This window comes from Thiothrix nivea DSM 5205, assembly GCF_000260135.1.
Lineage (GTDB): Bacteria > Pseudomonadota > Gammaproteobacteria > Thiotrichales > Thiotrichaceae > Thiothrix > Thiothrix nivea.
In genome coordinates this window covers 3,284,834-3,299,132 of sequence record NZ_JH651384.1, presented here as the reverse complement: position 1 = coordinate 3,299,132, position 14,299 = coordinate 3,284,834, and the positions used below count along the sequence as shown (strand labels likewise).

Annotated in this window: 17 protein-coding genes and 1 pseudogene; 6 read left to right on the top strand and 12 right to left on the bottom strand. The window is 55.6% G+C overall.

The features are described 5' to 3' along the window. Nucleotide 1: 1 nt before the first annotated feature. Nucleotides 2–160, top strand: a pseudogene (locus tag THINI_RS27375) (IS1595 family transposase); the annotation flags it as partial. A gap of 30 nt (nt 161–190) precedes the next feature. Here the strand turns inward: THINI_RS27375 and THINI_RS16550 are convergent. Further along, nucleotides 191–553: a cystatin domain-containing protein gene (locus THINI_RS16550; RefSeq protein WP_040839516.1), complete on the bottom strand. Its 363-nt coding sequence runs from the start codon at nt 551–553 to the stop codon at nt 191–193. Between the two features lie 235 nt (nt 554–788). On the opposite strand from THINI_RS16550, the gene THINI_RS16545 reads away from it, so the two are divergent. The 3 genes from THINI_RS16545 to THINI_RS16535 are packed head-to-tail and all read left to right on the top strand — an operon-like array spanning nt 789 to nt 2,520. Further along, nucleotides 789–1,538, top strand: a complete 750-nt coding sequence (locus tag THINI_RS16545) for a hypothetical protein (RefSeq protein WP_002709696.1) — start codon at nt 789–791, stop codon at nt 1,536–1,538. A 12-nt stretch (nt 1,539–1,550) separates the two neighbouring features. Further along, complete coding sequence (locus THINI_RS16540) at nt 1,551–2,171, top strand: response regulator transcription factor (protein WP_002709695.1); 621 nt, start codon at nt 1,551–1,553, stop codon at nt 2,169–2,171. Between the two features lie 10 nt (nt 2,172–2,181). Then, nucleotides 2,182–2,520 (top strand): Hpt domain-containing protein, encoded by a 339-nt coding sequence (locus tag THINI_RS16535; RefSeq protein WP_002709694.1) that lies wholly within the window; start codon nt 2,182–2,184, stop codon nt 2,518–2,520. On the opposite strand, the gene THINI_RS16530 is transcribed toward THINI_RS16535, so the two are convergent. The 5 genes from THINI_RS16530 to THINI_RS16510 are packed head-to-tail and all read right to left on the bottom strand — an operon-like array spanning nt 2,488 to nt 8,328. Beyond that, nucleotides 2,488–4,785 carry a hybrid sensor histidine kinase/response regulator gene (locus THINI_RS16530; RefSeq protein ID WP_081485868.1) on the bottom strand — a complete coding sequence of 766 codons (2,298 nt, stop codon included), beginning with the start codon at nt 4,783–4,785 and terminating at the stop codon, nt 2,488–2,490. The two genes, THINI_RS16535 and THINI_RS16530, sit on opposite strands and share 33 nt — an antisense overlap. A 53-nt stretch (nt 4,786–4,838) precedes the next feature. Next, entirely contained in the window at nt 4,839–6,323 is a 1,485-nt protein-coding gene (dacB, locus tag THINI_RS16525) for a D-alanyl-D-alanine carboxypeptidase/D-alanyl-D-alanine endopeptidase (RefSeq protein WP_002709692.1), read from the bottom strand. Between the two features lie 19 nt (nt 6,324–6,342). Next, the gene (tsaA, locus tag THINI_RS16520; RefSeq protein ID WP_002709691.1) at nt 6,343–7,059 is read right to left on the bottom strand and encodes a tRNA (N6-threonylcarbamoyladenosine(37)-N6)-methyltransferase TrmO; all 717 of its coding nucleotides are present in this window, start codon (nt 7,057–7,059) and stop codon (nt 6,343–6,345) included. Then, nucleotides 7,060–7,824, bottom strand: coding sequence for a YdcF family protein (locus tag THINI_RS16515; protein WP_002709690.1), 765 nt, complete (start codon nt 7,822–7,824; stop codon nt 7,060–7,062). 3 nt (nt 7,825–7,827) lie between these two features. Beyond that, complete coding sequence (locus tag THINI_RS16510; protein WP_002709689.1) at nt 7,828–8,328, bottom strand: HugZ family pyridoxamine 5'-phosphate oxidase; 501 nt, start codon at nt 8,326–8,328, stop codon at nt 7,828–7,830. A gap of 154 nt (nt 8,329–8,482) precedes the next feature. On the opposite strand from THINI_RS16510, the gene THINI_RS16505 reads away from it, so the two are divergent. Further along, entirely contained in the window at nt 8,483–8,941 is a 459-nt protein-coding gene (locus tag THINI_RS16505) for an META domain-containing protein (RefSeq protein ID WP_002709688.1), read from the top strand. Nucleotides 8,942–9,014: 73 nt separating this feature from the next. Here THINI_RS16505 and THINI_RS16500 read toward each other — a convergent pair whose 3' ends face one another. The 4 genes from THINI_RS16500 to znuC form a co-directional block, all read right to left on the bottom strand. Continuing rightward, nucleotides 9,015–9,266 carry a YfhL family 4Fe-4S dicluster ferredoxin gene (locus THINI_RS16500; protein WP_002709687.1) on the bottom strand — a complete coding sequence of 84 codons (252 nt, stop codon included), beginning with the start codon at nt 9,264–9,266 and terminating at the stop codon, nt 9,015–9,017. A gap of 97 nt (nt 9,267–9,363) precedes the next feature. Continuing rightward, nucleotides 9,364–9,879 carry a pantetheine-phosphate adenylyltransferase gene (coaD, locus tag THINI_RS16495; protein ID WP_002709686.1) on the bottom strand — a complete coding sequence of 172 codons (516 nt, stop codon included), beginning with the start codon at nt 9,877–9,879 and terminating at the stop codon, nt 9,364–9,366. Between the two features lie 111 nt (nt 9,880–9,990). Continuing rightward, nucleotides 9,991–10,779: an iron chelate uptake ABC transporter family permease subunit gene (locus THINI_RS16490; protein WP_002709685.1), complete on the bottom strand. Its 789-nt coding sequence runs from the start codon at nt 10,777–10,779 to the stop codon at nt 9,991–9,993. Further along, nucleotides 10,772–11,545 carry a zinc ABC transporter ATP-binding protein ZnuC gene (gene znuC, locus THINI_RS16485; protein WP_002709684.1) on the bottom strand — a complete coding sequence of 258 codons (774 nt, stop codon included), beginning with the start codon at nt 11,543–11,545 and terminating at the stop codon, nt 10,772–10,774. The genes THINI_RS16490 and znuC overlap by 8 nt, the downstream gene beginning before the upstream one ends. 27 nt (nt 11,546–11,572) lie before the next feature. On the opposite strand from znuC, the gene THINI_RS16480 reads away from it, so the two are divergent. Next, complete coding sequence (locus THINI_RS16480) at nt 11,573–12,511, top strand: zinc ABC transporter substrate-binding protein (RefSeq protein WP_002709683.1); 939 nt, start codon at nt 11,573–11,575, stop codon at nt 12,509–12,511. A gap of 4 nt (nt 12,512–12,515) precedes the next feature. Here the strand turns inward: THINI_RS16480 and THINI_RS16475 are convergent, their stop codons facing one another. Together THINI_RS16475 and lysA are read right to left on the bottom strand one after the other, a co-directional pair. Continuing rightward, nucleotides 12,516–12,860 (bottom strand): FecR family protein, encoded by a 345-nt coding sequence (locus THINI_RS16475; protein ID WP_002709682.1) that lies wholly within the window; start codon nt 12,858–12,860, stop codon nt 12,516–12,518. Nucleotides 12,861–13,047: 187 nt separating this feature from the next. Continuing rightward, on the bottom strand, nt 13,048–14,298 hold the full coding sequence (gene lysA, locus THINI_RS16470; RefSeq protein ID WP_002709681.1) for a diaminopimelate decarboxylase: 1,251 nt from the start codon (nt 14,296–14,298) through the stop codon (nt 13,048–13,050). Nucleotide 14,299 lies beyond the last annotated feature (1 nt).

The window sequence follows — 14,299 nt, the reverse complement described above, 5'->3', positions numbered from 1 at the left end:
CCAAGGTTTTTGGTCGCTGCTACGTTCATGGTTACGCCCGCACCGGGGCATTTCCCAGGAAAAACTGCCGTGTTACCTCGCCTTCTTCGAGTGCCTGCACAACATCAGGAAACGCGGACAAGCTGCTCTACATTCCTTGTTGTCCCTGCTGATGGGCTAAGACCCTGAAACACATAATGAGCCTAAAAATTTACAGTTTTTCCAAACTGGTCAAACTAATTTCGTCTTTCAAGTCCATGTAAACGACCGCCTCATACTGTGAACCATCCGTCATCTGCAACTTCACGCGGTAATTGATGCCAGCGACCACCTGACGGTATGCCTCCAACACTTTTTCCACGCCCATGGACGTGTTGCCCGTTTGTAGACCAATCTCGGAACCAAGGAATTTAGTCACCTGGAACAATTCCTCATCCGCATCAGGATTGGTGATTCTGGAATACCCGCCAGCTATTGCAGCCTCTGGGGCTGAAGGCGGCTGCTTGACGGCTTCATCAGTACAAGCTGATAAAGAGAACACTAAAACCAAGAGAACAATTGAATACTTAATCATGTATTGCACCCCAAGAAACATAAATCAATATCAATGTAAGTCACCCTATCGACTTACACGATTAATTTCCACATACAAAGATTAGCCATTAACCTAATATTCAGCAATCCAACCAAAGATACACGGCGTACATCTAAAGTTGTATTTTCTGCCACATTGGATGTATGAAAATCATGAAAAATGCTTATCTCATGCTATAGTTGCCGCCACCCCGAGTAGAACTTGCGAGTTTTTTATGCTGGTAATAATCCGTCACTTACTGTCAGGCATGTGCCTGTTACTACCTTCCATGGTTGCAAACGCCCAAACAACCGAAATGCCCGTAAAAAAAACCGGTATATCCCTCAATCTTGAAACCCGCCAACAGGATTACGACCTGACTAGCCTGAGCTTCAGCCACCCCGCACTCACGCCCTTAGCCAATGTGAAAGAACGGATCGCGGCCAGCAGTGACGTGCAATCCGCCACCCTCAAACTCGACCGCTGGCTGACCCCCAATATCAACCTGTTTGGCTCGGTTGGTAAAATGACGGGAGAAGGCACAGCCAAACTGCCTGTTTTACCGGGCTTAAACCTGCCTGATGTGCGCATTGACGCTGATGGCAGCATTTACAGCCTGGGTGGGACTGCGGTCGCCAGAAAAGACCAGTATTTCAGCACAATCACCTATACATTCACTCGTTATAAGGCAGACGCCTTTGAGGAAACCAACACTTTCCAATCACTGATGCCGATGGCCGGGGTCACAACCCCCGTTGGCGCATTCAGCCTGGCCTTGCGCTACCAGCAGGGTGACGGCAACTACGTCGGCAAAACCACCACCCCGTTTGGGGAAGTAACTGCTAACATCGGCCTGAAAGACAAACACGCCACCAGTTGGCAGGCCGGATACTACGCCAGACTGGGTAACGACCTGTCTTTACGCACCAGCGCGGAACTGGGTGGCCGCGAGGGCTTCAGGCTTGAGCTGAACCGACGTTTCTGAGGGGATAGGTGAATGAGATTGCTACTGGCCGATGACCATGCCATGTTCAGGGAATGCCTGATCATGCTAATAAGCACGCAGTTCCCCCATTTCGAGTGGCATCAGGCTGGCGACTGGCATGAAGTCCACCGCATCCTGAACCAGCAACCCATTGACCTGGCCCTGCTCGATCTGGGAATGCCCGGCTACCAACCCTGGCCAGATGAAATCAGACAGTTGTCGGCAACGCACCCCGCACTGGCGGTATGCATCCTGTCAGCGACCACCGCCCCTGAAGTTATCCAGTCCGCCTTCCAGCTTGGCATCAAGGGTTACATCCCCAAACTGCTCTGCGCGGAAGAGTTGCAACATGCCATCTCACTGGTCAGCAGCGGCAAAACCTACCTGCCAAGCCAGCTATGGGAGAACATGGCTATCCCTTCCGGTTGCCAAGTCAAATCATCGCTCACCCAACGCCAGTACACCATCGTGCAACTGCTGGCACAGGGACACAGCAACAAACAAATCAGCCTCGAACTGAATCTGGCTGAAGGCACAGTCAAGCGTCACATGCACAATATCTTCCAAGCCCTGGGAGCCAAAAACCGGGTCGAAGCCGTCAAGGCTGCCCGCCAACGTGGCCTGCTGGCCTGAGTCCCGGAGCATGAGCAACACGCCAACGCCAACCATGCCTCTGGGTAACAAACTCAACCCGCAGCAACTGTCCGTCTTCATGCGCAAAATGCTCCCGGAACTCAACAGGGATTACGCCACTCTTGACACGCTGCTGCAAAACCAGCAATGGCAAGCAGCTGCCCGGCAAGCGCACAAACTGCTCTCCGTGGCCAAACTGCTAGGGTTGGATGCGATGCTGCCCCTGCTCCTGCAACTCGAAGCCGCCAACCCGGCAACCAGGACAGAGGCTTTCCGCAACACGCTTGCCGATACCTGCCAGCAGCAGTTGGAAGCGCTATCGACCCTCGTTATCCCCCCGCCCACCTGACAACACGCCCAGGATTGCCACCACCAGTTCAGCGTACTCAAACGGCTTGCCCAGAAATGCATCCATCCCCGCCGCCATGCCCTCCTGCTGCACACCCGGCAACACATGCGCGCTCAGGGCGACGACCGGAACCTGAGGATCACGCCCATGACGACGCACCCAGCGCGTCACCGCAAAGCCATCGATCCCCGGCATACTGATGTCCAGCAGCACCACATCGAAATCCTGCTGCTGGAGTTGCAGGATGGCAGCCTCCCCATCCGGAGCGAGCTCCACATCCTCCACCCCCAGATTGTGCAGCATTTCCACGCCTACGAAACGGTTGATTTCTGAATCATCCACCAGCAACACCCGCAAACCCGGCGGCAAGGCGTGTTGTGTCATGGCCTCCGAGGCAGTTTCCAGCCCCGCCTCAGGCACTGCAAAGGTGATTTCACAGGCAAACTCGCTGCCTTCGCCCGGCTGGCTGGCCACCGTCAATGCGCCCCCCATGGCTTCCACCAGTTGCCTGCTGATCGCAAGCCCCAAGCCGACCCCGCCCTGTTGCAGCACCGCCTGCCCGGCGACCTGCGAAAACGGTTCAAACAAGTGTCCCAGCTTGTCCGGCGGGATGCCGATACCGGTATCCGCCACCACGAAGCGTACCCGGCAGCGCCCGTCAGACACCGGGCTGACCACAACCGTCAGGGTAACGTAACCGTAGCGGGTGTACTTGACTGCATTCCCCAGCAGGTTCATCAGCACCTGCGTCAATCTGAGCCTGTCACCCAGCAGCGTCACACCTTCCAGCCCGTCCAGTTGCAGGACAAGCTCCAGCCCTTTCTGGCACGCGGCCTGCTGCACCATGGCAAGCAGCGAGTGGATGGCAAGATCCAGCCGGAAAGGCCGACAGTCCAGTTGCAGGGTATGGCTGGCAGCTTTCGCCATATCGAGGATATTGCCTACCAGATGCAACTGGTGCTGGGCGGCAGTATGCAAGCGCTCCAGGTATTCACCCTGCTTTTCCGCCTGTGAACCCAGCCGCAACAACCCGGTCAAACCAACAATGGCATGTAAAGGCGTGCGCAATTCATGGCTCATGACGGCCAAGAATTCGTCTTTAGCCTTGTGTTCTGCCGCCGCCTGCTTGACCTGTTCGCGTAGAAAACGCACACGCAAAGCCTGCAACCACGATACCGGGAAAATCAGTTGCAGGCTGATCAAGCCCATGTACAGGTCTTGCGAGGTATCCCAAACCTGCGCACTAAAAACCACATGCCACCAGTTCCAGGCTTGCGTAAACAAGGCAATGACATGCAACACACCAAAATACAACGCAATCCTGTTGCCTCGAAACGCCAGCCACAAACTGACCGGAATTTCCAACAGATATAACCCCAAACCTAACCAGCTGGGCAGCACCGATCCTCCCGGAATGGCCCCGGTGATGGCAATCATGGCCATACAAACCACGGCTGATAACAGATAAACCCGACTCAAGCGGGGATTATTGCGGGGCAAATCCAGAATCTGGCGGCTAAACAACAAGAACGAAGCAATGGCAATAAAGGTCGGTGCAGTAAAGAAGTAAGACCCCGTATCACTTAAAAATGCCAGATGAGAAAAAACCGGATTGGTACGGTGAATCGTGGCAAACATCGCCAGAATATGGGTCGCCAGAAACAGATAACTGGATTCACGCAGGCTCACAAACATCAGCAACTGATAAGTCGCCAGCAATAACATCGCCACATACAAACCACCCAGTAGCAGGTGATTGTGATTGCTGCGCATCAGCATGGCATCGGCTGACAGGAACTCAACCGGCAGGCGCAGGATGGAATCCCCATTGGTTGCCCGCATGTATACCTGGAACGTTTCCCCCGACGGCAAGTGCATTTCCCAGGCACGCCGCCGAAAACCCTCCAACGATTGGATGTATTGAGCAGTAACCGTGGTACTTTCCTGCCGTACATCCGCCTTTTCCGGCAGGATATAGAGGGCAAACTCATCCCCCAGCAAGGCATCCAGCAACATATACCATTGCTGGCTGGATGGGGACGTATTGACCACGCTGAAACGCACCCACCAAGCCGAACGGGTACGTCCGAAATTCAGCGCATTGCCACTCGTGTTGGTCTGAAACTGGTTGGCATAGAGGGGAGAAGCGACCTGTTCCAGAGACAATTGCCGGGTGGAATCCTCAAGGAATTCGGCATAGGGGCTAGCAGAAAGGCTCTCTGTTCCTAAAGATGCAGGCAACACCAATGGTTCCTGCCTTGCCATGGCCGGGGTAGCCAGCAAAATAGCACACAGAGCAAGGCAGCATAACCGCAACACTACTGCTCAAACGCCCATTTCAGGATCGCATCCTGCAACCTGCGCCCACTGCCCTGGGCTTCCCTGCCATTATGCTGCAACACCACAATCAGGCGTTTACCACTGCGGGTCAGCATGTAACCGGCAATGGCGGTGGCATCATTGAGCGTGCCGGTTTTCATATGGCTGCGCCCTTTCAGGTCATCGCCCTTGAAACGCCCTGCCAATGTGCCATCCTCGCCCAGCAAGGGCATGGAGGCCATGAACTCTGGCATATACGGGTCACGCCAGGCCGCTTCCAGCAACTCACCCAACTGGCGGGCGGTCAGGCGCGCATGGCGGGAAAGGCCGGAGCCGTTATCCACAATCATGCCACTGTAATCAATGCCCTCCTCGTGCAACAAACCGGCAATCGCAATGCGCCCCTTGTCCAGCGTTGCAGGCGCGCCACCCAGCGCAGCACCAACGGTCAGCAGCATTTGCCGCGCCATCACATTGTTGCTCCACTTGTTTACGAAACGGATTTGCTCGCCCAGCGTGCGTGACTCGTGCGTGTCCAGCAGCACATCGCCCTCCCGTACCTGCCCGGTTTGCAGCTTGCCATTGAACACGCCGCCCAAGGAACGCCACATATCGCGGAAAGCATTGAATACGTGCTGCTCAGGCGTGGACATGACCCTCAGCACGAAGTTTTTCCCACAATCCGCCGAATACGCGCCTTTAACCCGAATTGCAGCACCATCCGGCTCAAAGTCGGGGCGGTAATGCGCCTTGCTGCACTTGCCTTTCGACAACACCATGCTGTTTTCCAGTTGCAGACCGGGGATCAGCGGGAATGGCGTAATCCCCACCTTGCCGGTGCTGCTGTCCGCCTCAAACAGAAAGCGGCTGGCCTGGAAATTGAACATCAGCGCGGAAGGCGGGGCGTTGTAGACACGGGTCGGCTCATTGTCGAAATCCGCCGGATTGTAGTCGGGGAGGCTGAAATAGCTGTTGTCCACGATCAGGTTGCCACGCACCTCTTTCAGCCCCTTGAGTTGCAGGTCGTGTAACAGTTGCCAGAAGGATTCGTCCGTCAGGAACGGGTCACCGTAGCCCTTGAGGATCAGGTCGCCGTTAAGCACGCCGTCTTTCAGCTCACCACGCAACCAGCTTTCGGTTTTCCACGTATAAGCGGGGCCGAGCCGCTTGAGCGCCGTCCAGGTCGTGACCAGTTTCATGGTGGAGGCGGGGTTGCGCGGCACTTTGTCATTATGCACCACCATCGGCACATCAGCGTTAAGGTCGCGAATGTAAACACTGAGGTTTTCCACCGGAATCTTGTACTGCTGCATCAGCGCCGTAATGTTTTCCGGCAGATCGAGGGTTTGGGTGTGGCGAACCAAGGCCAGCTCAGCAGGCTGGGGAGCGGGGCGCGCGGGCACTGCCGGTTGCGCCACGGTTGCCGCCTCTACCAGCCCGATGCAGGCGCATAGCCCTATTGTTATCAGAAATCTTTTCAACATAGTGGATTCGTTGTGGTTTTTAACTATCAGCCAGTTCCAGCACTTCGATACCGTCTGTGGTGTAACGCCAACGCAGGTCGAAATCATATAGACGCATGGCGTAGACTCGCCCCTCCTGTTGCCCCTGCTGATAGGACGGGCGCGGGTCTTGCCGTAAAATCTGTTCAACCAGCTGGCGCACATCGGTGTTCAACCGCGTCTGTTTTTGCCTGCACTGTTCATCAGACAGCGCGGAAAAATGCACGCTCAGTGGCGCGGCGGGCGCTTCCGGCGCAAAACCTGCGCGGGCGTCAGGAATGGCGTCAGCATACGGAAGATAGGGCTTAATATCCAGCACTGGCGTGCCATCCAGCAGATCTGCGCCGCCGAGTTCGAGCGTGATGTTGTTGCCTTGCACCTGAATCCCGCGCAGCTCGGCCACGCTCAGGCCGATGGGGTTGGGGCGGAAGGTGGAACGGGTGGCGAATACGCCCATGCGGGCATTGCCGCCGAGACGCGGCGGGCGCACGGTGGGCTTCCAACCTTGCTGCTGGGTAGCGTGGAAGACGAAGATGACCCAAACGTGGGAGAAGCCTTCCAGGCCACGCACGGTTTCAGGCTGGTTGTAGGGGGGCAGTAGGGTAAGGGTGGCATGGGCTGCCGTGACCAAACCGGGCTGACGGGGGATGCCGAATTTTTCTTTGTAGGGGGAGGAGATAATGCCGATGGGGGGAACTGGGGGGGTTAGTGAATTCATCTACATAACCCCGCGCAACTTCGCCCAAATGATCCCCATCCACTCATGCACCACCCGCTGCGCTTCGCTGAACCCGTCAACGCTGGGGAACAAGTCGGTGGGGCTGAAAGCCTCATTACTCTGCGCCATGAAATACGTAGGCGCTGGCAGCACTTCCACCCCAGCCTTGCGGAACAGGCTAACTGAGCGCGGCATGTGCGAAGCCGAGGTCACCAGCAGCACCGGGGCGTCACCAACCACCTTGCGGACGATAACGGCCTGCGCTTCGGTATCCTGCGATGCCGTGTCAGTCACAATATCCGCCGGGTTCACCCCTAACTGCACCGCCAGATCACGCATGGCCTCGGCATCAGAACCAAAACCAAATACTTGCCCACCCGATACCAGCAGTTTTGCTCCGCGCAGTTGCCGGTACAGGCGCACACCCTCTACCAACCGAGCCAACGAATCCTTACTCAAGCGCAAATACAAAGGAATGGCTTGGTCTGAATATGAGCCGCCACCCAATACCACGACCCAGTGATAACCACCACCGGCAGGCACAGCCGCAACCGGCGGAATCTCGCGCTCCAGCGATTTGAGCGCCGGTTCAAAACCCCAACCGTAAACCTGCGCCAGAAATAACAGCATACCTGCTGTCACCAACACCTTGCCGGTTTTATGCCTGCGCGTGAACCAGAGAAACAACAGCCCGCAAAGAAATAGCAACAAAGTCAGCGACAACGGCATCATCATGCCGCCGACCAGCTTTTTGAAAACCAACATGCATTATCCTTGTTGTAACTGATCCGGCCCGATGTGCCCGAAATCGCGCAAGCCTTCGCCCGCCAGCACAAACGCCTGCCCGAAACCCATCACAAACCGCCCCGACTGTGGTTTCAGCCGGAACAGCACAAAATCCCCCAACCCGCGCAGCACTCCGACCACACTACCGAAACGTGCTTCCATCGCATCCAGAATCGGTGGAAAAGCAGCATCTTCCCGCACCACCGTTTCCGCCACACAACGGTAGGTGGCGCGGGTGCGGGCGAAAATCTGCCGTGCATCCTGCTCATCCGCAATCACCAGCACCGCCACCTGCGGATGGCGCAGGATTTCCTGCGTGTGGCTGGAAAGGCCACTGACGAAAATGTAGAAATTGCCTGCTGCATCCAGCACAAATGGCGCATAACTGATCGAAGGCTCCCCCTCTGCGTCCAGCGTTGCCAGTTGCAGGGTTTTGCTTCCATCCAGTAATTGCCCCAGTATTTCCCGAGGGTTCTTGCCCATGACATCGATCCTCAAATCAGGCCATCATACAACTCATCAGCCCAGTTTGCGCCGGGCTGTCCTATAGGTGCATTATTAAGGGTTATAGATGAAACTTTTTGCAAACTCATCACTCAATAAACAATAACAATAGATCACAGGGAGCCATGCAACCATGAAAGCATTTTTTGCTTCATTTGCAGCACAAATCGTAGCTGTATTGGCGATACTCGCTATCGTCTCGGCCTGCACACTCGAATCCAGGGATACCGAACCGGCCATGAGCCTGGTCAGTACGCAGTGGAACCTGAAAACCCTCGATGGCCAAGCGGTCGGCCCGGAAAATGCACCGACCCTCAGTTTCGATACTAGCCGTATCGGCGGTAATGGCGGCTGCAACCGTTATTTTGGCAACTACACTGCCAGCAGCGACGGTGTATTCAGCACAGACCAACTCGGCGCGACCAAGATGGCTTGCGCAGACGGGCGTGGCCAACTGGAACAACACTATCTGGAACAATTGGGTAAAGCCGGCCTGTATGCGGTGACCCGTGAACAACTTCACCTGCTCGACACTAACCGCAAAATCCTGATGGTATTCACCGCCGCCAAACCGGTTAGCAGCAGAAAATAGCTTCTGCCCTCCAGACGCAACGACGCCCGCATCAGCGGGCGTCAGTCGCATACCCTTAGGCCAACGGCTTTCCTTAACCTTGCGCCATCAGCTTCTCATACTTCAGCTGTAATTGATCTTTGCTTTCTACGTGGTCAGGGTCACCCGGAATGCAATCCACCGGGCAAACGGCCACGCACTGTGGCTCATCATAATGGCCGACGCATTCAGTGCAACGATTGGGGTCAATCACATAGATTTCATCACCCGCCGAAATGGCGCTATTCGGGCACTCCGGTTCACACACATCACAGTTAATGCACTCGTCGGTAATCATCAATGCCATAAAAAATGCTCCTCTTGATTTATGCTTCAGGCGATCTTATCAATCCAAAAGACAAGATAACATTAACCAGTATCAAAATAACAATATTTCAGTACGCTTAATCCAGACCCCGTTTACGGCGGATATGGACAATTTTCTGCTTCAACGCATCCAATACATGCGGCGCGACAAAGCGCGTGACATCCCCGTTGAGAACCGCCACCTCCTTCACCAAAGTGGAGGAAATAAAGGAAAAGCTCTCACCGGGCATCAAAAAAACCGATTCTACATCCGGTGCCAGACTGCGGTTCATGCTCGCCAACTGGAACTCAAACTCAAAATCGGAAACGGCCCGCATCCCCCGGATCAACACCCGCGCATTCTGCTCACGGGCAAAATCCACCAGCAAGCCCTCGAAGCCTTTCACACTCACACGGCTGGCAAGCCCATGCTCATCCACTTCGCGCTGAATCATCGCCACCCGCTCAGCCAGCGGAAATAACGGCTTTTTTTTCGGGTTGGAAGCTACCCCAACCACCACATGGGCGCACAATTTGCTGGCGCGCTTGATCAGGTCAAGATGCCCTTTGGTCACAGGGTCGAAAGTCCCAGGGTAGACAGCGGTAATTTCCATAAACTCAGGCCACACTTGATTTAATGGTTAAACACTTAGGGAGAACCCTAAGCACCACGTTGTAGCACTTTATTGTGCGGCGCACAATCAATTTTTGCCTAACGATACTGCTCAGGCACCACGTTGCGGCAAGGCTTGCACCAAAATGAACAATAAACTGGCTGACACCACGATGCTGGGGCCAGTCGGCGTATCCAGTTGCAACGAAACACCCATCCCCGCCAGCAAGGCCAACAAACCCGCCACCACCGCCAACACGGCCATTTGTTCAGGCGTGTGGGCAAACCGCCGCGCAGTGGCCGCCGGGATAATCAACAACGCCGTCAGCAACAACACACCCACCACTTTCATCGCCACCGCCACCATCAAGGCAACCAGCAACATGTAAGCCGTACTGACCCAGCCGACATTGACCCCTTCCACCTGCGCCAACTCGGCATGGACACTCAGAGACAACAAAGGCCGCCACAGCCACCCCAGCACCGCCAGCACCAGCACCGCCAGACCCCAGGTCAAAGCAACATCCAGCCGGGTTACGGCCAGAATATCACCAAACAGGTAAGCCATCAGATCAACCCTGACATCCGGCAGGAAAGCCAGCGCAACTGTCCCCAACGCCAACGCGCCATGACCGATAATGCCCAAGAGGGTATCCGTACCCAGCGCCGGATTACGCTGCACGTACAGCATCAACAACGCCACCACCACACAAACCAGCATCACCCACAGGTTCAGGCTCATACCCGTCAGGAAACCAAGCGCCACGCCGAGCAAGGCCGAATGCGACAAGGTATCGCCAAAATACGCCATCCGCCGCCACAACAGGAACACGCCCAGCACGCCCCCCATCAGCACCACCGCCATCCCGGCCAGCAATGCCCGCAGGATAAAGTCATCCATGCCCATTCCCCTTGCTGCCGCCCAATGGCAGGATGCAACCGTGCATATCGTGCTGATGATCATGATGGTGGGTATAGACCGCCAGACCAGCAGTCCGCAAACCGCCAAACAGGCGCAGGTATTCCGGGTGGCGTGATACAGCTTCCGGCTGACCCGAACAACAGATGTGCTGGTTCAGGCACAGCACCTGGTCAGCCGCCGCCATCACCAGATGCAGGTCGTGGGATACCATCAACACCCCATAGCCATGTTCCTGTTTCAGACGGTTGATCAACTGGTAAAGCTCACTCAGGCCGGAAACATCCACACCCTGCCCCGGCTCATCCAGCACCAGCAAATGCGGCTCATTGAGCAAAGCGCGTGCCAGTAACACCCGCTGCAACTCACCGCCGGAAAGGGATTGCACCGCCTGTCCCAGCAAGCTTTCCACCCCTACTTCGGCAACACGCTCACGCACAGCCACAGCATCATGACGATGCAGCTTCAAGCCGATGAAACGTTCCACCGTCAGTGGCAGCAAGCGGTCAAGGTGGAACTTCTGTGGCACATAACCCACCCGCAAACCGGGCATCCGCCACACTGTGCCACGGTCGGGCTTCTGCAAACCCAACAGCACTTTCAGTGCGGTGGATTTACCCGCGCCATTGGGGCCAATCAGGGTGAGGATGCTTTGCGGGTACACTTCCAGGCTGACATCGTGCAGAATCTCACGTTGCCCTGAACGCAAACCAATGTTTTCCAGTTTTGCCAATAATGGGGTGGACATGCTCCGCCAAACTGTATGAGTAAAAAAATGTTCCGTATTTTAACGATTTTCCTGCTGTTTTGCTTACCCGTTTTACAATCCTGCCAGCAAGAGCCAAACGCCAAGCCCCTGATCGTCAGCACCATCAAACCCATCCAGGCGCTGGTATACGCCATTGCAGGCGGCAATAACAGCCTGCTGGACATCCGCCAACTGCTGCCGGATGGTGCATCCCCTCACCATTACGCGCTCAAACCTTCCGACATGCGCACCCTGGAAAACGCCAGGGCCGTGTTCCGCATCGGCAGCGGGTTGGAAACCTTTCTCGACAAACCACTGGCCAACCTGCCCGCCAGCACGCAAGTCATTGACCTGGGCAACGCCGACGGCATCCACCACTTGCACGCCCGTTCGAGTCATACAGACGAACCCACCGACAGCGGACACGACGACACAGACCACAGCGACACACACACCGAAGACCTGCACCTGTGGCTAAACCCACAAAATGCCATTACCATGAGCCGGGCAATCAGTAATACATTGAGTACACTAGACCCTGCCCATGCCGACCAATATCAGGCCAATACGGCACAGCTTATCCAGCAGATTGAAACGGCTGACGCCCGCATCCGCCAGCAACTGGCACCTTACGCTAACCGCCCTTATCTGAGCTTTCATGATGCCTGGCAACATTTCGACACCCACTACGGGCTGAACTTCGCCAGCGCGGTAACGCTGGACGCAGGCCGCCTGCCGGGCGCGCGCCATGTGCAGGACATCCGCAACATTATCGAAGGAAAGCAGGCGGTCTGCCTATTTCAGGAACCCCAGTTCTCACCGGCGCTGGTCAAGACACTGGTTGAAGGCACGGCTATCCACATCGGGCAACTGGATCCGCTGGGAATGCAACTGCCGCTGGACGACACCACCTATGTAAAGCTGCTGCAAAACGCTGCCGATGCTTTCCAGCGCTGCCTGGAATAAGAGCTTACTGGATACCCAAGTCCAGCAGCGGGACAGATTCACGGCGGCTTTCACGCAAAACGCCGCCAATGTATTCAAAACGCTGGCCAGTCGCCGGTGAATTGTCTAGCGACTGGTAAATACTGACACGAAAAGAACAACCACCGCGCAGCATCACGATATTTCGGTCATCCATTTTTAACTGGACATTGGCACCACGCACAGTGTGCACCATATCGTCGGCATAAATCGGGTCGCCACGTTTTAGAATACGGGAATCACCAGCCGGATTTCGTGCCGTCACCTTACCCCGTTTGGAAAGAACAACCCCCGCTTCCTTTCTATTCACCGTTGCTGTTGGTGCTGGCATAAACCTCTCCGTCCTTTATATTTGACACATGCAACTCACTTGCTAACCGTGTAGACCAGATTACATGCCATCTGTTCGATAACCTCACCATAAAGGCATGGAACGCAAAAAAAAACCGCCGGACGGTAAAGGCAGATTTTTAAAAATCAAAATAAATAATAAAAGGATTGAAATAGTTTTGGAATAGTTAAGGAAGAATCGCCTCCCCCCGCACCAAATCCTCGAACGTTTCACGCTGGCGGATCACATGCATGGCGCTGCCATCCACCATCACTTCCAGCGCGCGTGGCCGGGTGTTGTAATTGGAAGCCATGGTGAAACCATACGCACCGGATGAACGCACCGCCAGCAAATCCCCCGGCTGGATATTGAGGTCACGCTCCTTACCCAGGAAATCGCCCGTCTCGCACACCGGCCCAACGACATCATAAGTCTCGGTTTTGCCCTCACTGCGCGGAACCACCGGAATGATTTCCTGCCACGCGCTATACAAGGCCGGGCGGATCAAGTCATTCATGGCCGCATCCACCACCGCGAAATTCTTGTATTCCGCCATTTTCAGGAACTCGACCTCCGTCACCAGGATACCGGCGTTGGCTGCAATCGCCCTGCCCGGCTCGACGAAAATTTCATACTGACGCAGACGCTCATCAGTAAACAGATTTGCCATGTAATCTGCCGGACTGGGCGCAAGCTGATCATGCTTGTAGCGCACACCCAAACCACCACCAATGTCGAGGTGATGGACTTGCACACCCTGTTCCGCCAGCCGTTCCGCCAGAGCCAGCACCCGTTGCAGCGCATCCATGAACGGCGTCAACGTGAGCAATTGCGAACCGATGTGGCAGTCGATACCGACAACTTTCAGGTTGGGCATCGCCGCTGCTTTCAGGTAAACCGCTTCCGCCCGCCCGATCTCGATGCCGAATTTGTTCTCTTTCAGGCCGGTAGAAATGTAGGGGTGGGTCTGCGCATCCACGTCCGGATTCACGCGCAAGGAAACCGGCGCGACCTTGCCCATTTCACCCGCAACGGCATTGATACGATCCAGCTCTGCTTCGGACTCGACGTTGAAACAGCGGATACCGACTTCCAGCGCGTGGCGGATTTCCACTGCTTTCTTGCCAACGCCAGAAAAGACCACTTTGTCAGGGTCACCACCTGCCCGTAGCACCCGCTCCAGTTCTCCACCCGACACGATATCGAAGCCGGAACCCAGCCGCGCAAACAGGTTGAGAATGGCAATGTTGGAATTAGCTTTCACAGCGTAACAAACCAGATGCGGCTGCGTGCCGAAAGCGTCGTTAAAAGCGTGCCAGTGACGCTCCAGCGTGGCGCGGGAATAGATGTAGCAAGGCGTGCCGTGTGCGTGGGCAATGTCGGCAACTGCCACGTCTTCGGCAAACAACTGGCCGTTGCGGTATTCAAAATGATCCATT

What these genes read in the sequence shown, in the direction of transcription:
- THINI_RS16550 (WP_040839516.1), bottom strand. Translation starts at nt 553, where the DNA reads ATGATTAAGTATTCAATTGTTCTCTTGGTTTTAGTGTTCTCTTTATCA.
- THINI_RS16545 (WP_002709696.1), top strand. Translation starts at nt 789, where the DNA reads ATGCTGGTAATAATCCGTCACTTACTGTCAGGCATGTGCCTGTTACTA.
- THINI_RS16540 (WP_002709695.1), top strand. Translation starts at nt 1,551, where the DNA reads ATGAGATTGCTACTGGCCGATGACCATGCCATGTTCAGGGAATGCCTG.
- THINI_RS16535 (WP_002709694.1), top strand. Translation starts at nt 2,182, where the DNA reads ATGAGCAACACGCCAACGCCAACCATGCCTCTGGGTAACAAACTCAAC.
- THINI_RS16530 (WP_081485868.1), bottom strand. Translation starts at nt 4,785, where the DNA reads ATGGCAAGGCAGGAACCATTGGTGTTGCCTGCATCTTTAGGAACAGAG.
- dacB (WP_002709692.1), bottom strand. Translation starts at nt 6,323, where the DNA reads ATGTTGAAAAGATTTCTGATAACAATAGGGCTATGCGCCTGCATCGGG.
- tsaA (WP_002709691.1), bottom strand. Translation starts at nt 7,059, where the DNA reads ATGAATTCACTAACCCCCCCAGTTCCCCCCATCGGCATTATCTCCTCC.
- THINI_RS16515 (WP_002709690.1), bottom strand. Translation starts at nt 7,824, where the DNA reads ATGTTGGTTTTCAAAAAGCTGGTCGGCGGCATGATGATGCCGTTGTCG.
- THINI_RS16510 (WP_002709689.1), bottom strand. Translation starts at nt 8,328, where the DNA reads ATGGGCAAGAACCCTCGGGAAATACTGGGGCAATTACTGGATGGAAGC.
- THINI_RS16505 (WP_002709688.1), top strand. Translation starts at nt 8,483, where the DNA reads ATGAAAGCATTTTTTGCTTCATTTGCAGCACAAATCGTAGCTGTATTG.
- THINI_RS16500 (WP_002709687.1), bottom strand. Translation starts at nt 9,266, where the DNA reads ATGGCATTGATGATTACCGACGAGTGCATTAACTGTGATGTGTGTGAA.
- coaD (WP_002709686.1), bottom strand. Translation starts at nt 9,879, where the DNA reads ATGGAAATTACCGCTGTCTACCCTGGGACTTTCGACCCTGTGACCAAA.
- THINI_RS16490 (WP_002709685.1), bottom strand. Translation starts at nt 10,779, where the DNA reads ATGGATGACTTTATCCTGCGGGCATTGCTGGCCGGGATGGCGGTGGTG.
- znuC (WP_002709684.1), bottom strand. Translation starts at nt 11,545, where the DNA reads ATGTCCACCCCATTATTGGCAAAACTGGAAAACATTGGTTTGCGTTCA.
- THINI_RS16480 (WP_002709683.1), top strand. Translation starts at nt 11,573, where the DNA reads ATGTTCCGTATTTTAACGATTTTCCTGCTGTTTTGCTTACCCGTTTTA.
- THINI_RS16475 (WP_002709682.1), bottom strand. Translation starts at nt 12,860, where the DNA reads ATGCCAGCACCAACAGCAACGGTGAATAGAAAGGAAGCGGGGGTTGTT.
- lysA (WP_002709681.1), bottom strand. Translation starts at nt 14,298, where the DNA reads ATGGATCATTTTGAATACCGCAACGGCCAGTTGTTTGCCGAAGACGTG.